The organism is Flavobacterium sp. LB2P53 (genome assembly GCF_003970305.1).
GTDB lineage: Bacteria > Bacteroidota > Bacteroidia > Flavobacteriales > Flavobacteriaceae > Flavobacterium.
In genome coordinates, this window is sequence record NZ_RYDG01000012.1 from 45,279 (window position 1) to 70,749 (window position 25,471).

Annotated in this window: 20 protein-coding genes; 13 read left to right on the top strand and 7 right to left on the bottom strand. The window is 35.1% G+C overall.

The window, feature by feature from the left end:
* Window positions 1-12: 12 nt before the first annotated feature.
* The 4 genes from EKL95_RS13220 to prfA all read right to left on the bottom strand — a co-directional run bounded on the left by EKL95_RS13220 (window position 13) and on the right by prfA (window position 3,399).
* Window positions 13-825 (bottom strand): ABC transporter substrate-binding protein, encoded by an 813-nt coding sequence (locus EKL95_RS13220; RefSeq protein WP_199736841.1) that lies wholly within the window; start codon window positions 823-825, stop codon window positions 13-15.
* A gap of 208 nt (window positions 826-1,033) precedes the next feature.
* Window positions 1,034-1,861, bottom strand: coding sequence for an orotidine-5'-phosphate decarboxylase (pyrF, locus tag EKL95_RS13225; RefSeq protein WP_126564393.1), 828 nt, complete (start codon window positions 1,859-1,861; stop codon window positions 1,034-1,036).
* A 38-nt stretch (window positions 1,862-1,899) separates the two neighbouring features.
* Window positions 1,900-2,259 (bottom strand): four helix bundle protein, encoded by a 360-nt coding sequence (locus tag EKL95_RS13230; protein WP_126460991.1) that lies wholly within the window; start codon window positions 2,257-2,259, stop codon window positions 1,900-1,902.
* A gap of 63 nt (window positions 2,260-2,322) precedes the next feature.
* Complete coding sequence (gene prfA, locus EKL95_RS13235; protein WP_126460993.1) at window positions 2,323-3,399, bottom strand: peptide chain release factor 1; 1,077 nt, start codon at window positions 3,397-3,399, stop codon at window positions 2,323-2,325.
* A gap of 555 nt (window positions 3,400-3,954) precedes the next feature.
* Here prfA and EKL95_RS13240 point away from each other — a divergent pair.
* The 7 genes from EKL95_RS13240 (at window position 3,955) to EKL95_RS13270 (ending at window position 14,646) form a co-directional block, all read left to right on the top strand.
* Window positions 3,955-4,677, top strand: coding sequence for a tetratricopeptide repeat protein (locus EKL95_RS13240; RefSeq protein ID WP_126564394.1), 723 nt, complete (start codon window positions 3,955-3,957; stop codon window positions 4,675-4,677).
* An 83-nt stretch (window positions 4,678-4,760) separates the two neighbouring features.
* On the top strand, window positions 4,761-5,375 hold the full coding sequence (locus EKL95_RS13245; RefSeq protein ID WP_126564395.1) for an AbiV family abortive infection protein: 615 nt from the start codon (window positions 4,761-4,763) through the stop codon (window positions 5,373-5,375).
* Between the two features lie 1,249 nt (window positions 5,376-6,624).
* Entirely contained in the window at window positions 6,625-8,916 is a 2,292-nt protein-coding gene (locus EKL95_RS13250) for a DNA topoisomerase 3 (RefSeq protein WP_126564396.1), read from the top strand.
* Window positions 8,917-9,564: 648 nt separating this feature from the next.
* On the top strand, window positions 9,565-10,044 hold the full coding sequence (locus EKL95_RS13255; RefSeq protein ID WP_126564397.1) for a DUF6265 family protein: 480 nt from the start codon (window positions 9,565-9,567) through the stop codon (window positions 10,042-10,044).
* Between the two features lie 188 nt (window positions 10,045-10,232).
* The gene (locus EKL95_RS13260) at window positions 10,233-12,380 is read left to right on the top strand and encodes a TonB-dependent siderophore receptor (RefSeq protein ID WP_126564398.1); all 2,148 of its coding nucleotides are present in this window, start codon (window positions 10,233-10,235) and stop codon (window positions 12,378-12,380) included.
* A gap of 63 nt (window positions 12,381-12,443) precedes the next feature.
* Window positions 12,444-13,571 (top strand): PepSY-associated TM helix domain-containing protein, encoded by a 1,128-nt coding sequence (locus tag EKL95_RS13265; protein ID WP_126564399.1) that lies wholly within the window; start codon window positions 12,444-12,446, stop codon window positions 13,569-13,571.
* 526 nt (window positions 13,572-14,097) lie between these two features.
* Window positions 14,098-14,646: a PepSY-associated TM helix domain-containing protein gene (locus tag EKL95_RS13270; RefSeq protein WP_126564400.1), complete on the top strand. Its 549-nt coding sequence runs from the start codon at window positions 14,098-14,100 to the stop codon at window positions 14,644-14,646.
* Window positions 14,647-14,737: 91 nt separating this feature from the next.
* On the opposite strand, the gene EKL95_RS13275 is transcribed toward EKL95_RS13270, so the two are convergent.
* Complete coding sequence (locus EKL95_RS13275; protein WP_126564407.1) at window positions 14,738-17,431, bottom strand: valine--tRNA ligase; 2,694 nt, start codon at window positions 17,429-17,431, stop codon at window positions 14,738-14,740.
* A 218-nt stretch (window positions 17,432-17,649) separates the two neighbouring features.
* Here EKL95_RS13275 and EKL95_RS13280 point away from each other — a divergent pair, with 218 nt between their 5' ends.
* A complete protein-coding gene (locus EKL95_RS13280; RefSeq protein WP_126461017.1) occupies window positions 17,650-18,036 on the top strand; it encodes a DUF1573 domain-containing protein in 387 nt (128 codons plus the stop codon).
* Between the two features lie 198 nt (window positions 18,037-18,234).
* On the opposite strand, the gene EKL95_RS13285 is transcribed toward EKL95_RS13280, so the two are convergent.
* Window positions 18,235-19,563, bottom strand: a complete 1,329-nt coding sequence (locus tag EKL95_RS13285) for a PDZ domain-containing protein (RefSeq protein ID WP_126515796.1) — start codon at window positions 19,561-19,563, stop codon at window positions 18,235-18,237.
* A gap of 127 nt (window positions 19,564-19,690) precedes the next feature.
* Here EKL95_RS13285 and EKL95_RS13290 point away from each other — a divergent pair, with 127 nt between their 5' ends.
* The 5 genes from EKL95_RS13290 (at window position 19,691) to lgt (ending at window position 24,754) form a co-directional block, all read left to right on the top strand.
* Window positions 19,691-20,896: a pyridoxal phosphate-dependent aminotransferase gene (locus EKL95_RS13290; RefSeq protein ID WP_126564401.1), complete on the top strand. Its 1,206-nt coding sequence runs from the start codon at window positions 19,691-19,693 to the stop codon at window positions 20,894-20,896.
* A 225-nt stretch (window positions 20,897-21,121) separates the two neighbouring features.
* Window positions 21,122-21,793: a GTP cyclohydrolase I FolE gene (gene folE / locus EKL95_RS13295; protein WP_126461026.1), complete on the top strand. Its 672-nt coding sequence runs from the start codon at window positions 21,122-21,124 to the stop codon at window positions 21,791-21,793.
* A 141-nt stretch (window positions 21,794-21,934) separates the two neighbouring features.
* Entirely contained in the window at window positions 21,935-23,413 is a 1,479-nt protein-coding gene (cysS, locus tag EKL95_RS13300) for a cysteine--tRNA ligase (protein WP_126564402.1), read from the top strand.
* 75 nt (window positions 23,414-23,488) lie between these two features.
* Window positions 23,489-23,746, top strand: a complete 258-nt coding sequence (yidD, locus tag EKL95_RS13305) for a membrane protein insertion efficiency factor YidD (RefSeq protein ID WP_126461032.1) — start codon at window positions 23,489-23,491, stop codon at window positions 23,744-23,746.
* 54 nt (window positions 23,747-23,800) lie between these two features.
* Window positions 23,801-24,754, top strand: a complete 954-nt coding sequence (gene lgt, locus EKL95_RS13310) for a prolipoprotein diacylglyceryl transferase (protein WP_126454092.1) — start codon at window positions 23,801-23,803, stop codon at window positions 24,752-24,754.
* Between the two features lie 59 nt (window positions 24,755-24,813).
* Here the strand turns inward: lgt and EKL95_RS13315 are convergent, their stop codons facing one another.
* The gene (locus EKL95_RS13315; protein ID WP_233588548.1) at window positions 24,814-25,422 is read right to left on the bottom strand and encodes an acyloxyacyl hydrolase; all 609 of its coding nucleotides are present in this window, start codon (window positions 25,420-25,422) and stop codon (window positions 24,814-24,816) included.
* Window positions 25,423-25,471: the final 49 nt, after the last annotated feature.

The window sequence follows — 25,471 nt, forward strand, 5'->3', positions numbered from 1 at the left end:
GAAGAATGCGAATTATAATTTTTGATGCATTTTTTTAAAATAGTCAAACGCTTTTAACAGCCTGCTTCCATACCAGGAAAACATTTCACCATCTACAAATACCGTTTTTGCGTGGTGTGTGTGTCTTCCTATTTCGAAAGCATCTTCCTCTTTGAAAGGATACGGCTCTGATGAAAGAAAAACCAAATCCGGATCCCCTTCTAAACGCATTTTTTTGAGTTCAATTTCCGGGTAACGTCCAGAAGTCTCGGCATTGCCTGCATATATGTTTTGAAAATGGTTTAGTTTCAGTAATTCATTGATAAAATTATTAGAACCGGCAACCATAAAAGGATTTTTCCAAATGAAATATACTACTTTTTGTTGCGGCTTATCTTTTATAAAGTTTTTAAAATCGCTCAGGGCAAAAGCCAATTTATCGTTCCATTTCTGGGCTTCGGTTCTGCAATTGAAAAGTTGACCAAAGTCGGCAATCATCTGAAAATTATCTTCAATCGTGATGATATTGGTCACCCAAACCGGACAAATTTTACGCAACTCTTCCACAATTTCAGCGGTATTTTCCTCTTTGTTACAAATGACAATATCCGGTTGCAACAATCTGATTTTTTCGTAATGCACTTTTTTGGTGCCACCAACTATTTTCTTGGTCGACTTAAAATGATACGGATGCACACAGAATTTTGTAATTCCTATAATTCGGTCTTCCAAACCTAAATCATACAGCAATTCCGTTTGTGAGGGAACCAATGATATAATGCGTTTTGGCGAAGTTTCAAAAGAATGTGTTATTCCGATTTGATCGATTAAAGTTTTTTGTCTCAAGTTTAATGTTTAATGTTTAATGTTTAGTAAATCTAATCAAAAATTATATTTTTAAACCATTAAGAAATTTAGAAAAATTAAGGCTTAAAAAGTTTAGCGCTAAAATTTTTGATTCAAATCTTAGCGCAAGGGTAATAAAACTTAATTTCTTAATGGTTTAAAATGAAGAATGATTGAATTCAAAATATTTTATAAAAACCCAAAAACGTTAAACGTTAAACTTCAAACTCATAATTTGCTCCATTTCCTGTTGCATTTTCAACGCTTCGGCTCTTGCTTTATCGGCAAAATCAGTTCCGTTTGAAGCATAAATAATCGCTCTGGAAGAATTGATTAGTAATCCAACATTCGCATTCATTCCGTATTTACAAACTTCAGCCAGACTTCCGCCTTGTGCTCCTACTCCGGGAACAAGCAAGAAACTGTCAGGAACAATTTTGCGAATTTCAGTGAAATATTCAGCTTTTGTTGCACCTACAACATACATCAGGTTTTCGCTGTTTTTCCAGTTTTTAGATATTTCCAAAACTTGTTTATACAATTCTTTTCCGTTTAAGTTTAAAGTCTGAAAATCAAAAGCACCTTCGTTAGAAGTCAAAGCCAACATAATCGTATGTTTACTTTTGAAAGCCAGAAAAGGCTCCACTGAATCTTTTCCCATATAAGGAGCAACGGTAATACTGTCAAAATTCAAATCTTCAAAAAAAGCTTTGGCATACATGGCAGACGTATTGCCTATATCACCGCGTTTGGCATCGGCAATAGTAAAAATATCCGGATACGTTGAGTTGATGTAATTAATTGTTTTTTGTAGAGACGTCCATCCTTTCAAACCATACGCTTCATAAAAAGCAACATTTGGTTTATAAGCCACAGCCAAATCATGCGTTGCATCGATTATCGCTTTATTGAATTCAAAAATGGGATCTTCCAATTCTAATAGATGCTGTGGAATTTTAGTCAAATCGACATCGAGTCCTACTGCTAGGAATGATTTTTTTTGTTGAATTTGGTCAATAAGTTGTTGTGTAGTCATTTTTTAGGTGGTGGGTTCTTAGATGTTGGGTGTTGGTTTTAAACCTTGGAATCAACATACTTTTTTAAGGATTGAATTCTTTTTTGAATTATGTTAAGCTCGGAAATAATTTCTAAGTGTAAAAACACATCCACAAAACCTATCTCTTTAGCTATTTCAATTTGAGTCTCTAATTCAAAGGCCGAACCTAAACTTATCTGTAAAAATCTAGAAAAATCCTTTTGAGAAGTTCTGGAACAACCTTCCGCTATGTTCGAAGGAATTGAAACTGCACATCTATTGATTTGAGAAACCAGTCCAAATTTTTCTTCTTTGGGAAACGAACCAGTAATAATATAAATTTTTTTAACAAGCAAAACAGAACTTTGCCAAACTTCTAAATCCCTAAAGTTTCTCATATATTTTAGTTTTACAAAAACCTATAACCTACTAAGACCTAAAACCCGGCGCCCAAAACCTATTTAAAAAACCTCGCTGGCTTCTTTCAGTTTTTCCATGTTGTTGACTAACGCCAACTCATCTACAATTTTCTGAATATCACCATTCATGATATTTCCCAAATCGTACAACGTCAAACCTACACGGTGATCCGTTACACGACCTTGTGCATAATTATAGGTACGGATTTTTGCAGAACGGTCACCAGAACTTACCTGAGACGTACGCGTTGTAGCATCTTCCGCTTGTTTTTTGGCTAATTCCTGTTCGTACAAACGGGAACGCAAAACGCCAAAAGCTTTATCTTTATTCTTGTGTTGTGATTTCTGATCCTGACATTGCGCCACCAATCCAGTTGGAATGTGTGTCAAACGAACCGCCGATTTAGTTGTATTTACGGATTGTCCACCAGGTCCTGACGAACAGAAGAAATCCACACGCACATCATTCATATCAATTTGCACATCAAATTCCTCTGCTTCCGGCAATACCATAACAGTCGCCGCTGATGTGTGAACACGTCCTTGTGTTTCCGTTTGCGGTACCCGTTGTACACGGTGAACACCCGCTTCAAACTTCAAGGTTCCGTAAACATCCTCACCGGTAACTTCAAAAATCACCTCTTTGAAACCACCCGAAGTTCCCTCATTCATATCCACTACCGACGTTCTCCAACCTCTGTTCTCACAATATTTCGTGTACATACGAAACAAATCCCCGGCAAAAATACTCGCTTCATCCCCACCCGTTCCGGCACGAATCTCCACCATAACATTTTTAGCATCTTCGGGATCTTTAGGAATCAACATAAACTTGATTTCATCCTCCAGTTCCGGCAATCTTTCCTTAGCTTCGTCCAGTTGCATTTTGGCCATTTCGGTCATATCCGCATCACTGTTATCGGCAATTATTTCGTTTGCTTCGTCAATGTTTGCCATCAAAACAACATATTCATCGCGTTTTTCAGCCAAAGCTTTTAAACTTTTGTACTCTTGATTCAATTGCACATAACGCTTCTGATCCATAATAACATCCGGCTGAATAATCAAATCCGAAATCTCATCGAAACGTTGTTTTACTATTTGAAGTCTATCTAACATTTTCTTAGTCCTTTATTTAGGGTGCAAATTTAGTGAAATATTTCACATTATTTAGTGAAAAGATTTCACATTTTGGATTGCAGATTTCACATTTTTTTCGAGGAGCTGATTCCTGCTGTCATTCCAATCTTTATTGATAAAACTTGCTCCGCGTTTTATCAATAAAGGATTTTCCCTTCCATCAGGGCTATGGCATTTGTACTACTCAATATATTTATTCGAATAAATCAATCTCTTGTACCGTCCGTTCGAGTGATTTTTAGTAGTAATGCGACAGCTTTACAACTAAAAATCGTATCGAGAAGCCTGTGAAAAGTTATAATCGTTCTGAAGCTAAAAAAAAAGAAACGTTTTACGGTTTCCCGTAAAGTTCCTGAATTAAAAAGAGTTAGTTTTGAAAAAAGATTTAAACTTGATAATTTTTTATCAGTATTTTCGGATTTAAATTATATTTTTGGTGAAATAACAATTGTAAAGAAAAGTTTCGTTTAATGTAAGCAGCGGTCGTTGTAATGTACTGAACCGAAAATATTCACAACCCCAAATTAAAATAAAATGAACATCATCAGTTACATTATTTTAGGATTAAGCATTTTAATCACTTTAGGTTGGACTCTAAAAATCAGAGAAAAAGCCAAAAATGAACAAGCAACAGAAAAGGCGATGGAACTTCAAGCTTTTTTAATGACTGTCGCGATAATCCTAATATTTCTTCTCCATATTTCACCATTTCATTTACTATGGATGCTTCCATCATCATTCTTTTTAGGATTATTAAGCATGACTAGTCCATTAAAATTTCTGTGGGTGTTTTCTTCAATCTACTTTTCGTTTTGGTATATAGGAATAAGTAATTTAGGCCGTAAATACTTCGTTGCGGGAGAATATGATAAAGCTGTAGAAGCTTTCACAGATGAAATAAGTAAAAGACCATCGTCAGAAGTATATTTTAATCTTGGATTGACATATGGCAAAATGGGACAATCTGATAAAGAAATTGATGCTTATGAGCAAGCAATAAAATTAAATCCAAAAAAACCTGAGTTATATTTTAATCTAGGGCTTGTTCTTAAAGAAAATGGGAACAAAGAAAAAGCACTAAATATGCTAAATGAAGCAATAAAATTAAAACCTGATTATTTAAAGGCCCATTATTGTGCTTGCAAGATATATGCTGAGTTTGGCAATAATGATAAAGCGAAAAAAGAATTTTATGAAGTTAAAAAACTTGACAGTTATTCGGCAGAAGAATTGGAAAAAATCATAACTTTTGAATAATTTATAGAGAAAAACCTCAGACTGCCGCACGAATGACTCGCAGCGGTAGCCAAACATATTAAGCAATACTAAAAAAACAAACTATGAAAATTGACCGATTAGATTATTTTGAAGCAATCGAAAAGTCTTTGGCTAATGCTCGAGAATTAATCGAAGAAGCTGAAATTTTAGCTGAAAAGAATAAAGTAGCTAGAGCTTATAGTCTTTTTCAATTTAGCATTGAAGAAGTTGGAAAAGCATTTCTAACATTTAATTTTCTCTTAAAAGGAGACATTGAAAGTGATCTAGAAACTAAAAAATTTCAAAATGATTATAAAAACCATTTAGCTAAAACTGAATTTTCTCAAGGCATAGATTTTATGTTTGCTATAATGGCAGAGAAAAGCGATTTAACTACAAAATTATTAGAGAACTCATTTTTTGAATTAGGAAAGGTCCATATCTCTAACAACTATAAGAACTTTAGTTTATATACTTCACTTATTGACAATAAATTTAATAAACCATCTGAAATTATTACAAAAGAAAAGCTAGATAATATTGCATATTACGCGAAATTTAGATTGCAAATCGCTGAACCATTTTTAAAATTAGGAATTCAAAACTTTGATATACTTTATGAAACTCGAAATAATTTAGATGAAGAAGCGACTTCAATCAAAAGTTATAAAAAAATAAAAGAAATTCTTAAAAACTAAGATCCATCCAGCCTCAGATTACTAAGTCGTGAGCCTTCACCTTTTTTAGAATTAAGTTAGAAAACAAAAATAAATATTATGAAAAACACTTTTTCAATTTTCAACATAATAAAATTCTCATTTCATTTTATACTAACTTTTATTGTATTTTACTATTCTTATTTATTAGCATTGAAATTTATTCTAATAATAAATCCAAATAAAACTCTATTATTGACGATTATTTATTCTTTAATAATACTTGCTATTTTAAATTACATATTTTTTAAATTTATAGTTATGACAATAATTGCAGGTATATTTAACTGTTTTGATTTTGAAAAAATAAACAAAATCAAATACATAACTTATATTAGTTGTGTTATTAGTGCATTATTGTTACCCGATCGCTCGGATATCCACAATCGTTAGCGCAGTTTTGCAAACTGTGCCCAGAACGATGAGCAAATAAAATAATAGACTAACTAGATGCGATTGCTTCGTTCCTCGCAATGACTTAACCCTCCCCGTTCATAACTCCACAAAATTTCTTCTTAATACCAACTTCTAAATTCTTAATTTGCGGACCCGATTGCTCAGATATCCACAGTCGTTAGCGCAGAATTGCATTCTGTGCCCACAAACGAGGACAGGTAAAACAAGTCAAAAGAGCTAATCCATAAAACGATATTAGCTTTTTTTTTAATTTTTAAAGCTGATTTAGAAGTAATTTTGTAAATTAGTTTGGGTGTCAATTGGAGTGGGCACAGAATGCAATTCTGCGCTAACAGTAAATGAGAATATATGAAGTAATCTACGGCATTTTCTCTTTCGTTATTATGAAAATGAGACGTAATCAATAGCCCTGATGGAAGCGGCATCCCACGCTTTTTAGCGTGGATACAGCGGACAGCAGGAAGATGGGTTCTTGAAAAAACGCCATTCGTACTGCTCCTAATAAACAGCACGTCCTAACCGTTCATAACTCCACAAAATTTCTTTTTAATACCAATTTGTAAATTCCTAATTTGCGCCCTCAAAATAAGTAGCAAAAATGAAGGTCTGTATTACCGATCGCTCGAATATCCACAATCGTTAGCGCAGAATTGTATTCTGTGCCCATAACGATAAGCAAATAAATAATAGACCAACTGAATGGGATTGCTTCGTTCCTCGCAATGAATCACATACCAGTTCATAACTCCTGTCGATTTCTTTTTAATACCAATTTCTAAATTCCTACTTTGCACCCTTAAATCAGTAGGAAAAAATGAAGGTCTGTATTGCCGAAAAACCAAGTGTCGCCCGCGAAATCGCATCCGTTTTGGGAGCCAATACCAAGCATGACGGATATTATGAAGGCAATGGTTATCAGGTCACCTACACTTTTGGGCATTTATGTACCTTAAAAGAACCGAACGATTACAAGCCCCATTGGAAAAGTTGGGATTTGAACAATCTGCCCATGCTTCCCGACAAATTCGAAACCAAAGTGGTCGAGAATTCGGGGATCCAAAAGCAATTCCGAATCATAAAAAGCCTTTTCGACAAAGCCGAGTTGGTCATCAACTGCGGGGATGCCGGGCAAGAGGGTGAACTTATTCAACGCTGGGTGATGAACGAAGCCAATTATAAAGGCGAGGTGCAACGCTTGTGGATTTCTTCCCTAACCACCGAAGCCATCAAAGAGGGTTTCCAGAACTTGAAACCATCTGCCAACTATGATAATTTATACTATGCAGGGTTTTCCAGAGCCATTGGCGACTGGTTACTGGGCATGAATGCCACGCGTTTGTACACCGTAAAACATGGCGGATACAAACAAGTTTTGTCTATAGGAAGGGTGCAAACCCCAACTTTGGCAATGGTTGTGGACCGATTCAAAGAAATTGAGAATTTTAAACCACAGCCGTATTGGGAGTTGCAAACTTTATACAGAGAAACGCTTTTCAGCTATGAAGAAGGACGCTTTTTGAAAAAAGAAGATGGCGAACTCTTGGCCAATAAAGTCAAGGAAAGTGAGTTTGAAATAGTTTCTGTCGAAAAAAAGAATGGCAATGAGTTTGCACCTAAACTATTTGATTTAACAGGATTACAGGTGTATTGCAATACCAAATTTGGTTTTACGGCAGATGAAACACTCAAAATTGTCCAAACTTTGTACGAACAAAAAGTAGTTACGTATCCCAGAGTTGATACGACGTTTTTGCCCAATGATATCTATCCAAAAGTGGCTGGGATTCTGAAAAACTTGACAAATTATGCTGCGTTGACGCAACCGCTTTTGGAAAAAAAGATAAAAAAATCGCCCAAAGTTTTCAACGATAAAAAAGTTACGGATCACCATGCGATTATTCCAACGGGGATTCAATCCAACTTGCAATACAATCAGCAGCAAGTATATGACATAATTACCAAGCGATTTATAGCCGTGTTTTATGACGATTGTTTGGTTGCCAATACCATCGTTATTGGGAAAGCAGCAGATGTAGCCTTCAAAACGACAGGAAAAGAAATCCTTAAAAAGGGATTTCGCGTAGTCTTTGAAGATCCAAACGCCAAAGAAAAAGAAGCCGATATTTTACCGAGTTTTGTTGTAGGTGAAAAAGGGCCACATGAACCCTCGTTTTTAGAAAAGGAAACCAAACCACCGAATCAGTTCACCGAAGCTACTTTATTGCGCGCCATGGAAACCGCAGGCAAGCAAGTGGATGATGAAGATTTACGCGAATTGATGAAAGAAAACGGTATTGGGCGTCCCTCCACGCGAGCCAATATTATTGAAACGCTGTTTAAACGCCAATACATCATTAGGAACAAAAAACAGGTATTGCCAACACCTACGGGAATTCAGCTTATTGACACCATTCAAAATGATTTGGTGAAATCAGCTGAACTCACCGGCTCTTGGGAAAAGCAGTTGAAAGATATTGAAAAAGGAACTTTTACCGCTGCTGCGTTTATTAAGAACATGAAAAACATGGTAGAAGCTTTGGTCTATGAAGTGCGAAGTGAAACCAGACGTGCCAATATCTCGCATGCGGGAAGCATTCAAAAAGAAGTTGTTAAAGTCGAGAAAAAGAAAGCCGCAGGGATTTTGGCGGAAGCCTGTCCAAAATGCAGAAAAGGAACACTTATCAAAGGAAAATCTTCATTTGGATGTACCAATTATAAAGCAGGTTGCACGTTCCTATTGCCTTACACTTTTGCAGAGAAAAAAATATCCGAGAACCAATACTTGCGATTACTACAAAAAGGATCTACTGTAAACTTAAAAGATTTTAAAACTGATATCGGCACTGTGGAAGGTTTACTTCGTTTTGACGAAAATTTCCAACTCAAATTAGAAGCCAAGAAAGCTTTAAAAAAAGTCATTCCGGACGAATTAGCCTGTCCGAAATGCAAGAAAGGAACGGTGCTAAAAGGAAAAATCGCTTACGGCTGCAGCGGTTATAAATCAGGCTGTGATTTCAAAGTACCTTTTGATGTGGTCAGAGCAAAACTGAAAGATCAAAAACCAACTAAAGAATTGGTTTATATTATTTTGAATGAAAGTGATTAAATTTTGTTTTAACCATATAAGTAGCAAGAAAGATATATTGTCGCAATTATTAAAAAGAGTTTTTGCCACAGATTGTAAGGATTAAAAAGATTTTTAAAATTACATAACGAATTAATCTGTGCTAATCTGTGAAATCTGTGGCAAAGAAATTTAGTGCTTTATTAAAATACGACATTAAATTTTAGTCATTACTTAAGTTATATAAGAAAACCCGTTGGGTGCAATTATTCAAAACGTCAGTTCGAGTGTTTTTTGTGTAGTAAAACGGAACAAACTTCTCGATACGCTTCGCACTCGAAGTGACGTGTATCGAGAACCGTTTTTAATACTAATTTTCTAGTTCTCGATATAATCCCGCCCAAAAGCGGGATCACTCGAACTGACGAAAATTATCATCAAAAATTAATTGCACCCAACGGGTTAAGAAAGTTAGTTTATTTGTCACATTGGCTGAAGAGAACGTAAATTAAAACATTCTTTATGAACTATGCGACTTTCCTTAAATGAACTGTTTTTTTCCTTTATTCTATTCAAATTAAAAACTTATATGACTTATATGGTGAACCTGTGATTCCAAAACTAAAAAAGCGACGTTATTCTATTTTTTCTTAATTTAGCAGTTCAAAATAACACCAAATATTTACACCAATGTTTCAAAAAACAACTCTTATATTACTTTTGTTAACCATTTTTTCCTGCAAAGAATCGGATGCAAATGAATTAGAAAAAATGAAAGCCGCCAATTGGATTTTAGGAAATTGGGAAAATAAGTCCGTTGATGGAAATCTTTCTGAAACTTGGAAAAAAGTAAACGACAGTACTTTTGAAGCGCAATCCTATTTTATCAAAGAAAAAGACACTTTGCATTTTGAATCTATTATTTTGCAACAAAAAGGAGAAGAATTAACGTATTCAACTATGGTAAAAGGACAAAACGAGGATAAAGCAGTCGCATTCAAGTTGACAACGACAACTGAGAAACAACTGGTTTTTGAAAACCCGAAACATGATTATCCTCAAAAAATTATTTATAGTGAAATCAATCCAGGCAGTATAGTGGTAAAAATTTCAGGAATCCAGCAAGGAAAACCCAGTTCCGAACAATATTCAATGAAAAAAATCAACTAAAATTTTAACATTTTAGTTCCAATCAAAACCTTGCTCGAAATAAGCAAGGTTTTTTTATGCCGTTAAAAAACTGTTTTGCAGTGGAATAAAAATTAATTTTAAATATTATCTGTAATTAGTCTAAATAAGTTTTGTTAAGAACAAAAGCACTCTTATATTTGCAACTTATTTTTAATTAATCTAAATAAATGAAAAAGATACCTGCCTTTTACCTGTTCGTTTTGCTTTTTGGAATAACGGTTACTGCTCAAGAAAAGAAAGAGCAAGAAAAAGATACCTTAAAAACATTGAAAGAAGTGATTATAAACACCAACAAATACAGGTATAAAAGAGAAAAAAGCACCACAATCTCTAAAATGCCTTTGAATAATATTGAAAATCCACAGGTGTACAATACCGTTACCAGCGAGTTAATGAAAGAACAAGTGGTTACTAACTTTAGTGATGCGCTAAAAAATGCAACTGGAATCACGCGTCTTTGGGAATCAACCGGGCGTGGCGGCGACGGTGCTGAATATTTTTCTATGAGAGGTTTTTCAGTTCAGCCAACAATGATTAACGGGCTTCCCGGAATCAACAATGGAAGTATTGATCCGGCCAACGTGGACAATATTGAAGTGATCAAAGGACCTTCAGGAACATTATTTGGCAGTAGTTTGATTTCATACGGAGGTTTAATAAATATTGTAACTAAAAAACCTTATTCAAGATTTGGTGGAGAAATCAGTTATAATGCCGGATCGTATGGTATGGATCGTCTTACTGCAGATGTAAATATCCCACTAAACACAGATGTTTCCGTACGAATAAATACAGCCTACCAAAAAGAAAATTCGTTTCAGGATGCCGGTTTTGGCAAATCCTTTTTCTTTGCGCCTTCCTTGAGTTATAAAGTTAGTGATAAACTTTCGTTCTTGATCAATACTGAATTTACAAACCGAAATTCATCAAATGCCCCGATGCTTTTCTTGAACAGAAATTCCGCTCTATCATTTGATTCGATGGAATTATTCGAAAAAAACTATACAAAATCATTCACTTCAAACGAGCTGTCCATCAGCAATCCTACTTATAATTTACAGGCTCAAATGTTTTATAAAATATCGAATCAGTGGACTTCACAAACGGTATTATCCAGAAGCAACAGTAAAACAAATGGGTATTATTCCTATTTATTTGATGCATCAAACGGAAATGATTTTACACGATTCATTTCTAAAAGAAACGGAGAAACTTTAGCAACGGATATTCAACAAAATTTTATTGGAGACTTTAAAATTGGAAACTTAAGAAACCGATTGGTTGCCGGTGTCGATTATTATAAATCAAATATTATAAACGGGAGTACCGGTTGGGTTGGAAACGGAATTGTCTCCTTAATCGATGGATCAGATACCGGAGATTTGACCCAAGCGGGAGTTGATAATCTTTTAGTAGATTCGTTTGACGGAAATTCAACTGCTGAAGTTGAGGTTATTAGTGCGTACGCCTCAGATGTGTTGAATGTTACCGATAAATTATCTGCAATGATCAGTTTGCGCGTCGATCATTTCAAATCGAAAACAGCGACCGAAGAAAACAGCCAAGCAGCCGTTTCTCCAAAATTCGGTCTGGTTTATATGTTGATTAAAGATAAAGTTTCGGTTTTTTCAAATTATATGAATGGCTTTGTAAATGTAACGCCACGAGAAGTTTCTGAAGTGGATGGTTCTAATACAAGAATGGAATCTTTTGATCCGGAGCAAGCTAATCAATATGAATTTGGATTAAAAACAAACTTATACAAAGACATCATTTCGGCATCGATTAGCTACTACAACATTGATGTAAAAAACCGATTAATGACGGATCCAAACAATATTAACAACGCAATTCAGGGCGGTGAAGTCAACAGTAAAGGAGTTGAAATCAGTTTTACGGCAAACCCAATGAAAGGATTTAATGTGATTGCTGGATTCAGTAATAACAAAAGTGAAGTTACAAAAGACAATCCCGGTGATGGATATTTAGGATTAAGACCTGAAGAAGCCGGACCAGAAACGCTAGTAAATTTTTGGGCAAATTACACGTTGACTTCCGGGAAATTAAAAGGATTCGGTCTAGGATTTGGCGGAAACCACGCCAGTGAATATAAAACGTTGAACAGATCGAATATCGGAACATTTGCCTTACCAAGTTATACCATATTAAATTCGGCTTTGTCGTATTCGAATGATAAATTCAATTTAGCTTTAAAATTAAATAACATATTAAACGAAAAATATTATTCAGGCTGGTCTACTGTAACTCCACAGCGATTAAGAAGTGTAACTGCCGGTTTGACATATAAATTTTAAGATTCCTAATTCGTTTTGTCTAACTAAACTCCTCATTTCCTGGAGGAGTTTAATCCATTTATAATGAAAAATAACACCTTAAAAAAAGCAATCCTAAAAATCCATCTTTGGCTTGGCTTATCCTCAGGCATACTTGTTTTCATAATTGCCATCACGGGAAGTTTGTATGCCTTTCAGGAAGAAATACAAGATTACACCGATGAGTACAGGTTTGTTTCAAAACAGGAAAAACCATTTCTATTACCTACGCAATTGGAAGAAATTGCCCGAAAAGAAATTCCGAACAAAGTGTTACATGCCATAAAATACAATGGTTCTGTCAAATCAGTGGAAGCTATATTTTTCCATTACGAACCTTCCTATCATTATATTGTGTACCTCAATCCGTATACAGGTGAAGTCCTTGAAAAAACCAATATGGAAGATGGGTTTTTTAACTTTATTCTTGACGGTCATTTTTATCTTTGGCTGCCTCATGAAATTGGACAAACCGTTACAGCATCGGCAACTTTAGTGTTTTTGATTCTGCTGATTACTGGAATGATTCTTTGGTATCCAAAAAATAAAAATGCTGCCAAACAACGGTTTTGGTTTAAATGGAAAAAAGGATTAAAATGGAAACGTAAAAACTATGACTTGCATAATATTACTGGCTTATACGTGCTTATAATTGCCCTTATTTTTGCAATTACGGGTTTAGTTTGGGGTTTCCAATGGTTTGCTTATTCTTATTATACGGTTCTTGGTGGAGAAAAATCATTGGTTTATGAAGATCCTATTTCGACTATAAAAACAAAAAAAGTAGATAAACCGCTGGATCAAATTTGGACTTTAATGCAAAAAGAATATCCAAAAGCAAAATCTATAGAAGTGCATCCACCGGAAAGTGCCAGTTCTTCTATTGCTGCAAATGCAAATCCTGAGGAAGGCACCTATTGGAAAATAGACTACCGTTATTTTGACCAATACAACCTAGAAGAACAAAAAGTAGATCACCTTTACGGAAGGTATAAAGAAGCTAAAATTGCCGACAAACTGCTGCTCTTGAATTACGACATTCATACGGGTGCCGTTTTTGGAATAGCCGGAAAAATATTTGCCTTTTTAATCAGTTTACTTATTGCGAGTCTTCCTATAACCGGATGCTATATTTGGTGGGGAAGAAACCGAAAATCAAATGTTAAAATTTAACATTTCACGCTAAAATTAAAAATCCTTGTCTAAAAGCAAGGATTTTTTTATTTAAAAAACTGTATTACAATACATTAAAAAACATTTAAATTATTATCCATATTTAATCTAAATAAGTTTTGTTAAATCAAATTCAGATTCTATATTTGCATCGTTATTTTTAATAATTCCAAATAAAGATTTATGAGAAACTTTTTAATACCCACTTTAACCTTATTTTTCAGCATAAGTGGCTTTGCACAAGAAACTGCACACATAATTGAAAATTTCTAAGTCTTTTGGCACAAGCGGCAGTCTTGTAGTAGAGGATATTTTAGCAAGAACAACATAACATACAGCCAATTTGAGTTTTTTTTTGCAGATTGTCAAATATTACAAATGTTTTGAATTATACCGTACATGAAAATTACAGTGTAAACCCAACAGCACCTCGTCAAGTGATGACCAGCTTAAAATATAAATTCTAATTAAACCTTTTACCAAATAAAAAGTCTGATTCATAATTCAAAACCTAAAATTCAAACCCATGATGAAAATAAAAGCAAGAAATTTACACCGTGATTTAGGGTATTTCTATATCGGATTAATTGTTTCTTTTGCCATCTCAGGACTTATGATGAACCACAGAGAATACTGGCATCCGGAAAAATACACTACCGAAACCAAGGCGATCCAAGTAAAAGTTTTTGCTGAAAATGAAATTAATGAAAAATTTGCTGAAGATTTAGGCAAACAATTGGGCATCGATGATAAAATGAGACGTCAAATGGTAAAAAAAGGAACCTTTAAAATTTCTTTTGAAAAGCACGATGTCGAAATTGACCTGAAAACTGGAAAAGGAGAAATTGTTTCCTTCTCTAAAACGCCAATTATCAGCCAAACGATGAAATTGCATAAAAACACCTCTAATTTTTGGATTTATTATTCTGATATTTTTGCGATCAGCTTAATCATTATTGCCTTAACAGGAACGGTTATGATTAAAGCCGGAAAATTCAGTTGGAAAAACAGGGGTTGGAAACTAGCCGTTGCCGGAATTATATTTCCGTTATTATTCTTGTTTTTATTTGGCTAAATTTCTGCTTCAATCCTGCTAAACTAAGTTGACTTAAAAAAGAACCCGACCCATATTGAAAATGGGTCGGGTTTATATATTTTGACTAAGTCTATTTTAAACCCGCCAAACTGTGCTCGATAGTTTCCATTTTTGCCAGAGCATCTGCTTCTTTTTGTCTTTCGTTGGCTAAAACTTTCTCCGGTGCACCAGCCACAAATTTCTCGTTGGCTAGTTTATTTTGTACTGATTTCAAGAAACCTTGCGTATAGACTAACTCCGTCGTCAGTTTAGCAATTTCAGCTTGTACGTCAATATTTCCGGTGATTGGGATGAAATATTCATTCGATTTGACACGGAAAGACAAGGCGCCATCCACTTTATCCAAAACATATTCTAAGGAAGTCAAGTTTCCTAATTTAGTCACCACCGAATCAAAATAAGCCGAAGTATTGTCATTATTGACAATTTTAAATTCAATCGCATCTTTAAACGGAATATTCTTGTCTTTACGGATCGTACGAATTCCGGAAATAACCTCCATTGTGTTTTCAAAATCAGCAATTAAACGGGAATCAAACGGTTTTATTTCTGGCCAAGTCGAAACGATTAATGCTTCATCTGTAGTTCTTTCGGCAAGAATTTGCCAAATTTCCTCTGTCAGGAACGGCATAAACGGATGCAATAATTTTAAATTATTTTCAAGCATTGCTATGGCTTTCGCCAAAGTAACGCTGTCGATTGGCTGTTGGTACGCCGGTTTTATCATTTCCAGAAACCAAGAGCAGAAATCATCCCAAACCAGTTTGTAAATTCCCATTAAAGCTTCGGAAATTCTGTATTTTTCGAAATTATCTTCGATTTCTAGAAGTGTTTGTTGCAACTTGGCTTCATACCACTCGATTGCTACTTTTGAAGATTCCGGTTGTGGAATCGTTTCCGAAACTTCCCAACCTTTGATCAATTTAAAGGCATTCCAAATTTTATTGGTGAATGCTTTTCCTTGGTTGCACAATTCTTCGTCAAACATAATGTCATTTCCGGCAGAAGCGCTCAAAAGCAATCCAACCCGAACACCATCGGCACCAAATTTTTCTATTAAGTCTAAAGGATCCGGTGAATTCCCTAATGATTTAGACATTTTACGTCTTTGTTTGTCACGAACTAAACCAGTCAAATAAACATTTGTAAAAGGTTTTTTTCCTGTGTACTCATATCCTGCAATAATCATTCTCGCTACCCAGAAAAACAAAATATCCGGACCAGTTACTAAATCATTGGTTGGATAATAGTATTTAAAGTCTTCACTTTCCGGATTCATTATACCTCCAAAAACGGACATTGGCCATAGCCAAGACGAGAACCAAGTGTCAAGAGCGTCAACATCTTGCTTTAAATCTTTTGTTTCAAGTTTAAGGTTTAAAGTTTTCTCTCTCGCTAACTTTAGAGCGTCTTCAATATTTTCAGCGACCACGAAATCCTCTTTTCCGTCGCCATAGAAATAGGCCGGAATTTGTTGTCCCCACCACAATTGACGCGAAATATTCCAATCGCGAATGTTGTTTAGCCAATGGGCGTACGTATTGTTAAAACGTGCTGGATGCAATTTAATTTCGCCATCAACCAATACGGATTGAATTGCCGGTTTTACCAAATCTTCCATTTTCAAGAACCATTGGTCTGATAAACGAGGCTCGATAACTGCTTTGGTTCTTTCCGAAGTACCTACTTTATTTAAGTGTGTTTCTGTTTTTGCTAAAGCACCTATAGTCCCTAGTTCTTTTGCAATTTCTTCACGAACCACAAAACGATCTTTCCCTTGGTAATGCAAACCAAAACTATTCATCGTTGCATCTTCGTTGAAAATATCAATAATCTCCAAATTATGCTTTTCTCCCAATGCCTTGTCATTCATGTCGTGAGCCGGGGTCACTTTCAAACAACCAGTACCAAATTCTATATCTACATAGTCATCTTCGATAATCGGAATCACTCTTCCGCAAATAGGCACAATCGCTTTTTTGCCTTTCAAATGAGCAAAACGTTCGTCATTTGGATTAATACAAATGGCGCTATCTCCAAAAATAGTTTCCGGACGCGTGGTTGCTATTGTCAGAAATTCCTCCCCCAAACCCTCCGAAGGAGGGGAGTTAAAAGTTTCAGCTCCCTCTCCTTCGGAGAGGGCTGGGGTGAGGATTTTATATTGTATATAATATAACTTTCCTTGTTGTTCTTCATAAATTACTTCTTCATCAGACAAAGTCGTTTTGGCTTCCGGATCCCAGTTCACCATTCGGTATCCTCGATAAATCAAACCTTTGTTGTATAAATCTACAAAAGAACGAATCACTGAGGCTGACATATCAGGATCCATGGTAAATTTTGTTCGATCCCAATCACATGAACAGCCCAATTGTTTGAGTTGTTCCAGAATTACACCGCCATATTTATCCGTCCATTCCCAGGCATGCGCCAAAAATTCTTCACGTGTTAAATCATTTTTATGGATTCCTTCAGCTTTTAATTTGGCTACCACCTTAGCTTCTGTAGCTATTGAGGCATGATCCGTTCCCGGAACCCAGCACGCATTGAACCCTTTAAGACGCGCTCTTCTTATTAATACATCTTGAATAGTATTGTTCAACATGTGTCCCATGTGTAAAACTCCAGTCACATTAGGCGGTGGAATTACGATAGTATATGGTGTTCTATGATCCGGCTCTGAGTGAAAATAATTATTTTTCATCCAGTAGTCATACCACTTATTCTCAATAGTTTTAGCGTCAAATTGTGCAGGAATAATCATTTTATTGTGGGTCATTTAATCGTTAAATTCAATTGTTTGTTGGTTCCGTTAAACCAATAACCAGATCAACAAATACCCTTGTAGACTTTGGTCTGATATTTGTAATTCTGATAGGGCACAAAAGTAAATAATTAAGTAGACTATAAAAAGGGAAATAAAAATTTGTGCGTTAATTAAAACAAAGTATATTTACTTTAATGAATTTAAAAAAAATGAAAATGAAAAAAATACTAATTTTATTTGCATTCACATTAATTAGCACCGTAGGATTTGCTCAAAATGGCCCTAAAATTGAATTTGCTGCAAAAGACAATACAATCGATTATGGGAGGGTTACCAAAAATGATAATGGAACCCGTAATTTTATTTTTACGAACACTGGAAATGCGCCATTACTTATTACAAATGTACTTTCTACTTGTGGGTGCACCATTCCAACAAAACCAACCGAGCCAATTATGCCGGGAAAAACAGGAAAAATATCCATAAAATACAATATGGCTCCCGGACCAATTAGAAAAACAATAACTGTTGAATCGAATGCCGTGAATTACGATTCCGGGAGAGTCGCTTTAAAAATAAAAGGGGAAGTGGTTGCAAATTAAATCACGCAATTGTGATTTATTTAAAACAAGGAGATACCCTGTTTCCTCAGACTTTCGCGTTAAGGAGCCAATGGACAAAAACACTATTCCTCTAAATCCAATGTGTCCTATTTGATTTTTACCCGACCTACTTGATGGATTTAAATTCCATGTGTACACATCAATACGCTTCCTGAAACCCTCTGGAGGCGTTTTTTGTTAGAGAAAATCCTGTAACTGAAATCTAAATTTCAGAATCTGACTGTTTCTTTCCACTTCCAATGTTATCCATTTTTCCTCCTCAGATCTAAAGAGAGAATTAACTTTTTGCAACGAATATCTATAAGCAGGAGCGTTATTGATTAAAATAATAATATCGCCTTTTTGTACTCCTGAATTTGCTGCAGGCGAATTATTTCTAACATTTGCAATCTCATAAATAGGCTTTAATTGGAATTTATATTTAAAGTCATTGAGTACTTTAGTTTCGCCTGACTCATTATATTTTGGTAACAAAGGGACGGTTTCCATCCGAACAGTTTCCTGAACCCACTGTAATCCGTTGTGCTGGATCTCTACTCCGCTTTTATTGTATGCAAAAGGATCGTTGTAAAGACTATTTTTTTTTACATACATTTCTTTTTTAGGGTAATTAAAAATAACGGTAAATCTTTTCATAATCTCTCCTCCTACTGATCCCATCCGATCAGGAACCATAGTAACATTCCTAATTGAAGTAGAGTCCGGGAAAGCTACTATTGGATTATTAAATACAAACTGATTCATTGCGAATTTTTGAATTCTGGCTCTTTTTCCTTCAACATCACCACTAAATCCTCTGCCCAAAAAATCAGCAAAATTTTTCGGGGGAACTTTAAGAAATTCGGAGCGATCCTGAAACAACCATATTGCATCACTATTTCCTATATCAATCAGCAACTTGACCACCAGTTCCTTATTATTCAACAACACCGTACCTTTTAAATACGGCTTTGATTTCTCGATAGCGATAGGAATAGTTTTGAACTTTCTAACTATTTTTTTTCTATTTTTAGCGGTATCGCTATAGACTATAACTCTCTTTTTAGAGTAATTAATTTCAACCAGATTATTTCTAAAAAACTGAAATCCTATAATTCCGTTTACAGGAATCCCAATATGAGAGGATAAATTAAAATCCTGATTCAAAACAATATAAACCATATGATCCGCATACAACATGCTGCCGAATTGCAATATATTATTGGTCGATTTCAATCCCTCGACCGCCTCTTGACTCCCTAATCCTCTTAATAGTACTTTTTCCGCGTTAAAAAAACGAACTTCTTTTTTTTCTTCCAAACTAAATAATATGGTCTCTTCCACACCGGAATCCAATAAAAAATTCAATTCAACTCCATTCACTTTTATAGGCAGAAGCACTAAATTATTGATCAACTTGAAAGGCACACTAATTTTGTCTCCATTTTTTTCAAACTGAAATCCTTGCTGCGCCAAAACACTGTATATCGAGAAGATTAAAAAAAATAAATTTAGCGTTCTTTTCATTGTGCTATCTTTTTATAAAAATACTAAAAATATAAAACAAAACCTTGTTTTATATGATATATCCGGGCATAAATTGTGATAAATTCGAAAAAAAAATCGCAAATTTGCAATTCAATAATTTAAAACTATGCCAACAATATCAAATAAAGGCAAACAAATGCCTGAATCACCAATACGAAAATTGGTTCCCTACTCTGAAATAGCGAAAAATAAAGGCCACAAAGTATACCATTTAAACATTGGCCAACCCGATATCAGAACTCCTGAAGTTGCTATGAATGCGATTAAAAATATAGATTTAACTATTTTAGAATACAGCCATTCCGCCGGGAATGAAAGCTATAGAAAAAAATTAGCTGCCTATTATACAAATCAAGGAATTCCTGTACATATTGAAGATATTATAATCTCCACCGGAGGATCTGAAGCCTTGATGTTTGCTATAGGCAGCACGATGGATCATGGTGATGAGATCATTATTCCGGAACCATTTTATGCAAATTATAATGGATTTTCAACCGCATCAGGAGTTTCTGTAGTTCCAGTAATCTCGAGTATTGAAACCGGCTTTGCATTACCGGCCGTAGCTGATTTTGAAAAGCTGATTACGCCAAAAACAAAAGCGATCCTGATTTGTAATCCAGGAAATCCAACAGGTTATTTATATTCAAAAGAAGAAATCATGCAACTGGCTGCCTTAGTCAAAAAACATGATTTATTTCTAATTTCTGATGAAGTATATCGTGAATTTACTTATGATGGTGATGTCCATTATTCAGTAATGAATGTTCCCGGGCTTGAAGAACATGCAATCATGATTGATTCTGTTTCAAAAAGATACAGCATGTGCGGTGCCAGAATAGGATGCATTGTTTCTAAAAACAAGGAACTGATGGCTACTGCAATGAAATTTGCACAAGCAAGATTAAGTCCACCAACGATTGAACAGATTGCAAGCGAAGCTGCTCTTGACACTCCACAAAGTTATTTTGACGAAGTAATTTCAGAATATAGAGAACGCAGAGACACTTTGATTGAAGAATTAAATAAAATAGATGGTGTTATTGTAAGCAAACCAAAAGGGGCTTTTTATTGTATTGCGCAACTACCAGTTGCTAATGCCGATGCTTTTGCGCAATGGCTATTAGAAAGTTATGACCTAAATGGAGAAACAGTAATGGTAGCGCCAGCAGCCGGTTTTTACTCTACTACGGGAATGGGATTAAATCAGGTTCGAATTGCTTATGTTTTAAAGAAAGAAGATTTAATTAGCGCAGTACGAATCCTGAAAGCAGCGATTCCTGTTTATAATGCGACACTAACGAAAGTATAATCAAACACATTTTGGTAGACATCCCCTTTAGGGAACCGGAACTATTTTATAAAAGGCAGTAACGAGTTCGTTATTGCCTTTTCTTTTTAGATCCAAAAAAGAGAGTATAACGGGCGGCTGAACCAATAAAGTAGTCTTAAATAGTAGGAGCGATAGAAATTTTTTGATTTTTATTATTTACCTTTACCCCTTAAATATTTACACCAACAATAATAGTTGCTTTTAATGATAAAAAACGAAGAATTTCAAGACGAAATAGGAGAAAACCATATTAGTTTATCCGCAAAAAATCCAGTACGAGATGATGCTTTTGTCATTTCTGATGAGGAAAAAATTGAAAAAATAAAAAAGGACGTGGAGAGCATTCTAATCACACTTGGAATGGACTTGACCGATGATAGTTTAAAAGGCACGCCCAATCGTGTTGCCAAAATGTTTGTAAAGGAAATTTTTGGCGGTTTAAATCCTGCTAAAAAACCAAAAGCATCTACATTTGACAATAATTACAAGTACGGTGAAATGTTAGTTGAAAAAAATATCATCGTATATTCTACCTGTGAACATCATTTATTACCAATTATAGGAAGAGCGCATGTGGCTTATATTTCAAACGGCAGAGTTATTGGTTTGTCTAAAATGAACCGTATCGTAGAATATTATGCTAAAAGACCTCAGGTTCAGGAGCGCTTAACCATGCAAATTGTTCAGGAATTACAAATCGCATTAGGTACAGAAGATGTAGCCTGTGTAATCGATGCCAAGCACCTTTGTGTAAATTCAAGAGGAATCAGTGATATTGAAAGTAGTACCGTAACCTCTGAATTTGGCGGAAAATTTAAAGATAGTGTCACTCGCAGAGAGTTTTTAGATTACATTAAATTAGAAACTAAGTTCTAGTCCTCTCCCCGACCCTCTGCAAAGGAGAGGGAGCCCAGCTTGGTAAGATCAGAACAAGATTACAACAATTATTAATAACGCATTCACGTCTCAACTCCCTTCCCTTTGGGAGGGCTGGGGTGGGGAAAACAATAATCTACAATGCCATTATACAATAGCCAAAATCTAAAAATATACAATTCTCTTTCAGGAGAAAAAGAAATTTTCAAACCTATTCATGAAGGAAATGTAGGAATGTATGTTTGTGGACCTACAGTTTACAGCAATGTACATCTTGGAAATGTGCGTACCTTTATGTCTTTTGACGTGATTTTTAGGTATTTTTTGCATTTAGAATACAAAGTACGCTACGTTAGAAACATTACGGATGTGGGGCATATTGTGGACGATGTGGATGAAGGTGAGGATAAAATTGCCAAAAAAGCACGTCTGGAACAACTCGAACCAATGGAAGTAGTGCAACGCTATACGGTTGATTTTCATGAAATTCTGAATGCTTTTAACTTTTTGTCACCAAGTATCGAACCTACTGCAACGGGACATATTATTGAGCAAATTGAAATTATCAAAACCATAATTGAAAAAGGAATTGGTTATGAAGCCAATGGCTCTGTTTATTTTGATGTGGTAAAATTTAATGAAACCAATCATTACGGCAGATTAAGTGGCCGAAACATTGAGGATATGCTAGCCAATACCCGCGATCTTGACGGGCAAAGTGACAAGAGAAATCCACAGGATTTTGCGCTTTGGAAAAAAGCGGAAACTCAACATATTATGCGTTGGCCTTCGCCTTGGAGTGATGGATTTCCTGGATGGCATTTAGAATGTACTGCAATGAGCACTAAATACTTAGGCAATCATTTTGACATTCACGGTGGCGGAATGGATTTAAAGTTCCCGCATCATGAGTGTGAAATTGCACAAAACGAAGCCTGTACCGGTCAAACTCCGGTTAATTATTGGCTCCACGCCAATATGTTGACTTTGAACGGAAAAAAAATGGCAAAATCTACGGGAAATAATATTTTGCCAAGAGAAATATTGACTGGAGAAAACACCGTTTTAAGTAAAGCTTTTTCAGCATCAGTAGCACGATTTTTTATGCTCCAGGCGCATTACAGAAGTATTCTTGATTTTTCTGATGATGCCATTGTTGCTGCCGAAAAAGGATACAAACGATTGATGGAAGCGATGAATTCGTTGAAAGAAATCACTGTTCACACAAAAAGCACCGTTGACATTCCGGCTTGGAAGCAAACCTGTTATGATGCAATGAATGACGATTTTAACACGCCAATTTTGATTGCGCAGTTGTTTGAAGGTGTACGTTTTATCAATTTATTAAAGGATAAAAAAGAGACCTTGAATGCGGAAGATTTAAACCATTTTGCAAAAACAATGCATGCATTTGTGTTTGACGTATTAGGATTAGAAGACGAAAAAGTCTCGGACAGCAATAACGATAAGTTAGAAGGAACGGTCAATATGCTTATTGAAATGAGAAAACAAGCTCGCGACAATAAGAATTTTGCACTTTCTGACCAAATAAGGGATCAATTGATTGTATTAGGAATTCAGTTAAAAGATGGTAAAGAAGGAACTTCGTTTAGTATCTAGTCCGCTAAATACCGAAATCGATTACACCTGAAAAATAATTTTGAATAACAACAGAGAAATTTTAATTTTAAAATCATGTTATCAAAAATCATCATTTACCCATTTTTACTATTGGTTCGTTTCTATCAAGTGGCCATTTCACCCTTTACACCTGCGGCTTGTAGATTTGAACCCACGTGCTCCTCGTATATGATTGAAGCTTTACAAACCCACGGTTTGTTTTATGGCGGGTTTTTAGGTATAAAACGTGTTTTTAGTTGCCATCCTTGGGGAAAAACCGGCTATGATCCGGTTCCCAAAAAATCATGTACGCATAAAGATTCTCTTTTTTAATACGAATTTTACATTTAATCTCTATTTTTACGTCAAACATATAAAATACAATACATGACACACGCTTTAAACATCGTTTGGAATCCATCAGAAGGAATTGATTTAGGCTTTTTTATCATTCGTTATTACAGTTTAATGTTTGTAATTGCTTTTGGATTAGGCTGGTATATTATGAAAAATATCTTTGATCGTGAAGGGGAATCAATAGAAAAATTAGATTCGTTATTTATCTGGACTGTATTAGCGACCTTACTTGGTGCACGTTTGGGTCACGTTTTCTTTTACGATTGGGAGTATTATCGCAATCATTTATTGGAAATTTTTATGCCAATACGAGAAAATCCAAACGAAACGATTTTATACATTATAAAAGGATGGGAATTCACAGGTTTTCAAGGTTTAGCAAGTCATGGTGCTGCCATATCAATAATTATTGCTATGTATTTTTACAGTAAAAATATATTGAAAAAACCCCAGTTATGGATTTTGGACCGGGTGGTTATTCCTGTTGCAAGCGGTGCTATTTTCGTCAGATTGGGTAACTTTTTTAATTCGGAGATTATTGGTCATAAAACGACTTCTGACTTTGGAATAAAATTCTTGAAAGACCATTTTAGTGCTATGGACGCGGTCAATGCGACTCAAATACCCAATCCTCAAGCTGCGTACTCAGCCATTGCGAACGACCCTAAATTTGTCTCTTTACTGGAACAAGTTCCGGTAAGACATCCTACTCAATTGTACGAGGCATTCTGTTATATTTTTGTTTTTGCAGTCTTATTTTTCCTGTATTGGAAAACCGAAAAAAGAAGGTATACCGGATTTATATTTGGTATGTTCCTGGTTCTTTTATTTACAGTCCGTTTTATAGTAGAATCTGTTAAGGAAAGTCAAGGCGGTTTTGAAAGTGCTTTAGGTTTATTTTCAACCGGACAATGGCTTAGTATCCCCTTTATTCTTATAGGACTGTATTTTATTCTTACGTCAGAAAAAGAAATAACAAACTAAATAACAATACATTACAACAAAAAAAAGCGTTAGCTGCATCTTAGTAGCTAACGCTTTCTTTATAACGAAAAGGAGATCCCAAAGTCAATGTTTTTAGTCGTATATCCCGCATTGGTTTTCTGTAATCCCCCATTAGACACATGACGAATATTTGGTCTTACGTCTAAAGTCACACCCTTAAACCTAAAAGTAAATCCTACCGCTAAAACATCTGAAAAGGCAAAACCTTTGGATAGTCGTTCCGTTTCTGTATCTATAATCATTGGACCTATGCTCCCTAAAACATAAATACTCGCCGATTTAAAGACTGGTTTTCGCATTAAAAAGCCAAGATTAAGAACGTACTCTTTTACATCTTTTAGCTTTGTATAGCGCTCCCGTTTTGCAATATAATCCGGATCATCAGGCTCCACAAAATAAATATTCAGGAGTTGATGGCTTGCAAAATTAATTTCTGGCTGAAGCACTAGTGCGTATTTAAAATTCTTCGTTTGTTTTACAACATAATAAAATTGCACCTTATAAGACTGATTTGTAAAGGTATAATTTCTGTTTTTAAATTCATTTCCTATTCCATACGAAAAACCCAAATCAACTTTACTTGCCTTTTCTTGGGCATAAAATGGAATTATACAAAGGACTAAAACTAAAATAACTAATACTTTCATCCGCATAACTACTAGTATTTTCGTTTATCTGATTATACAGTTTTCAAAA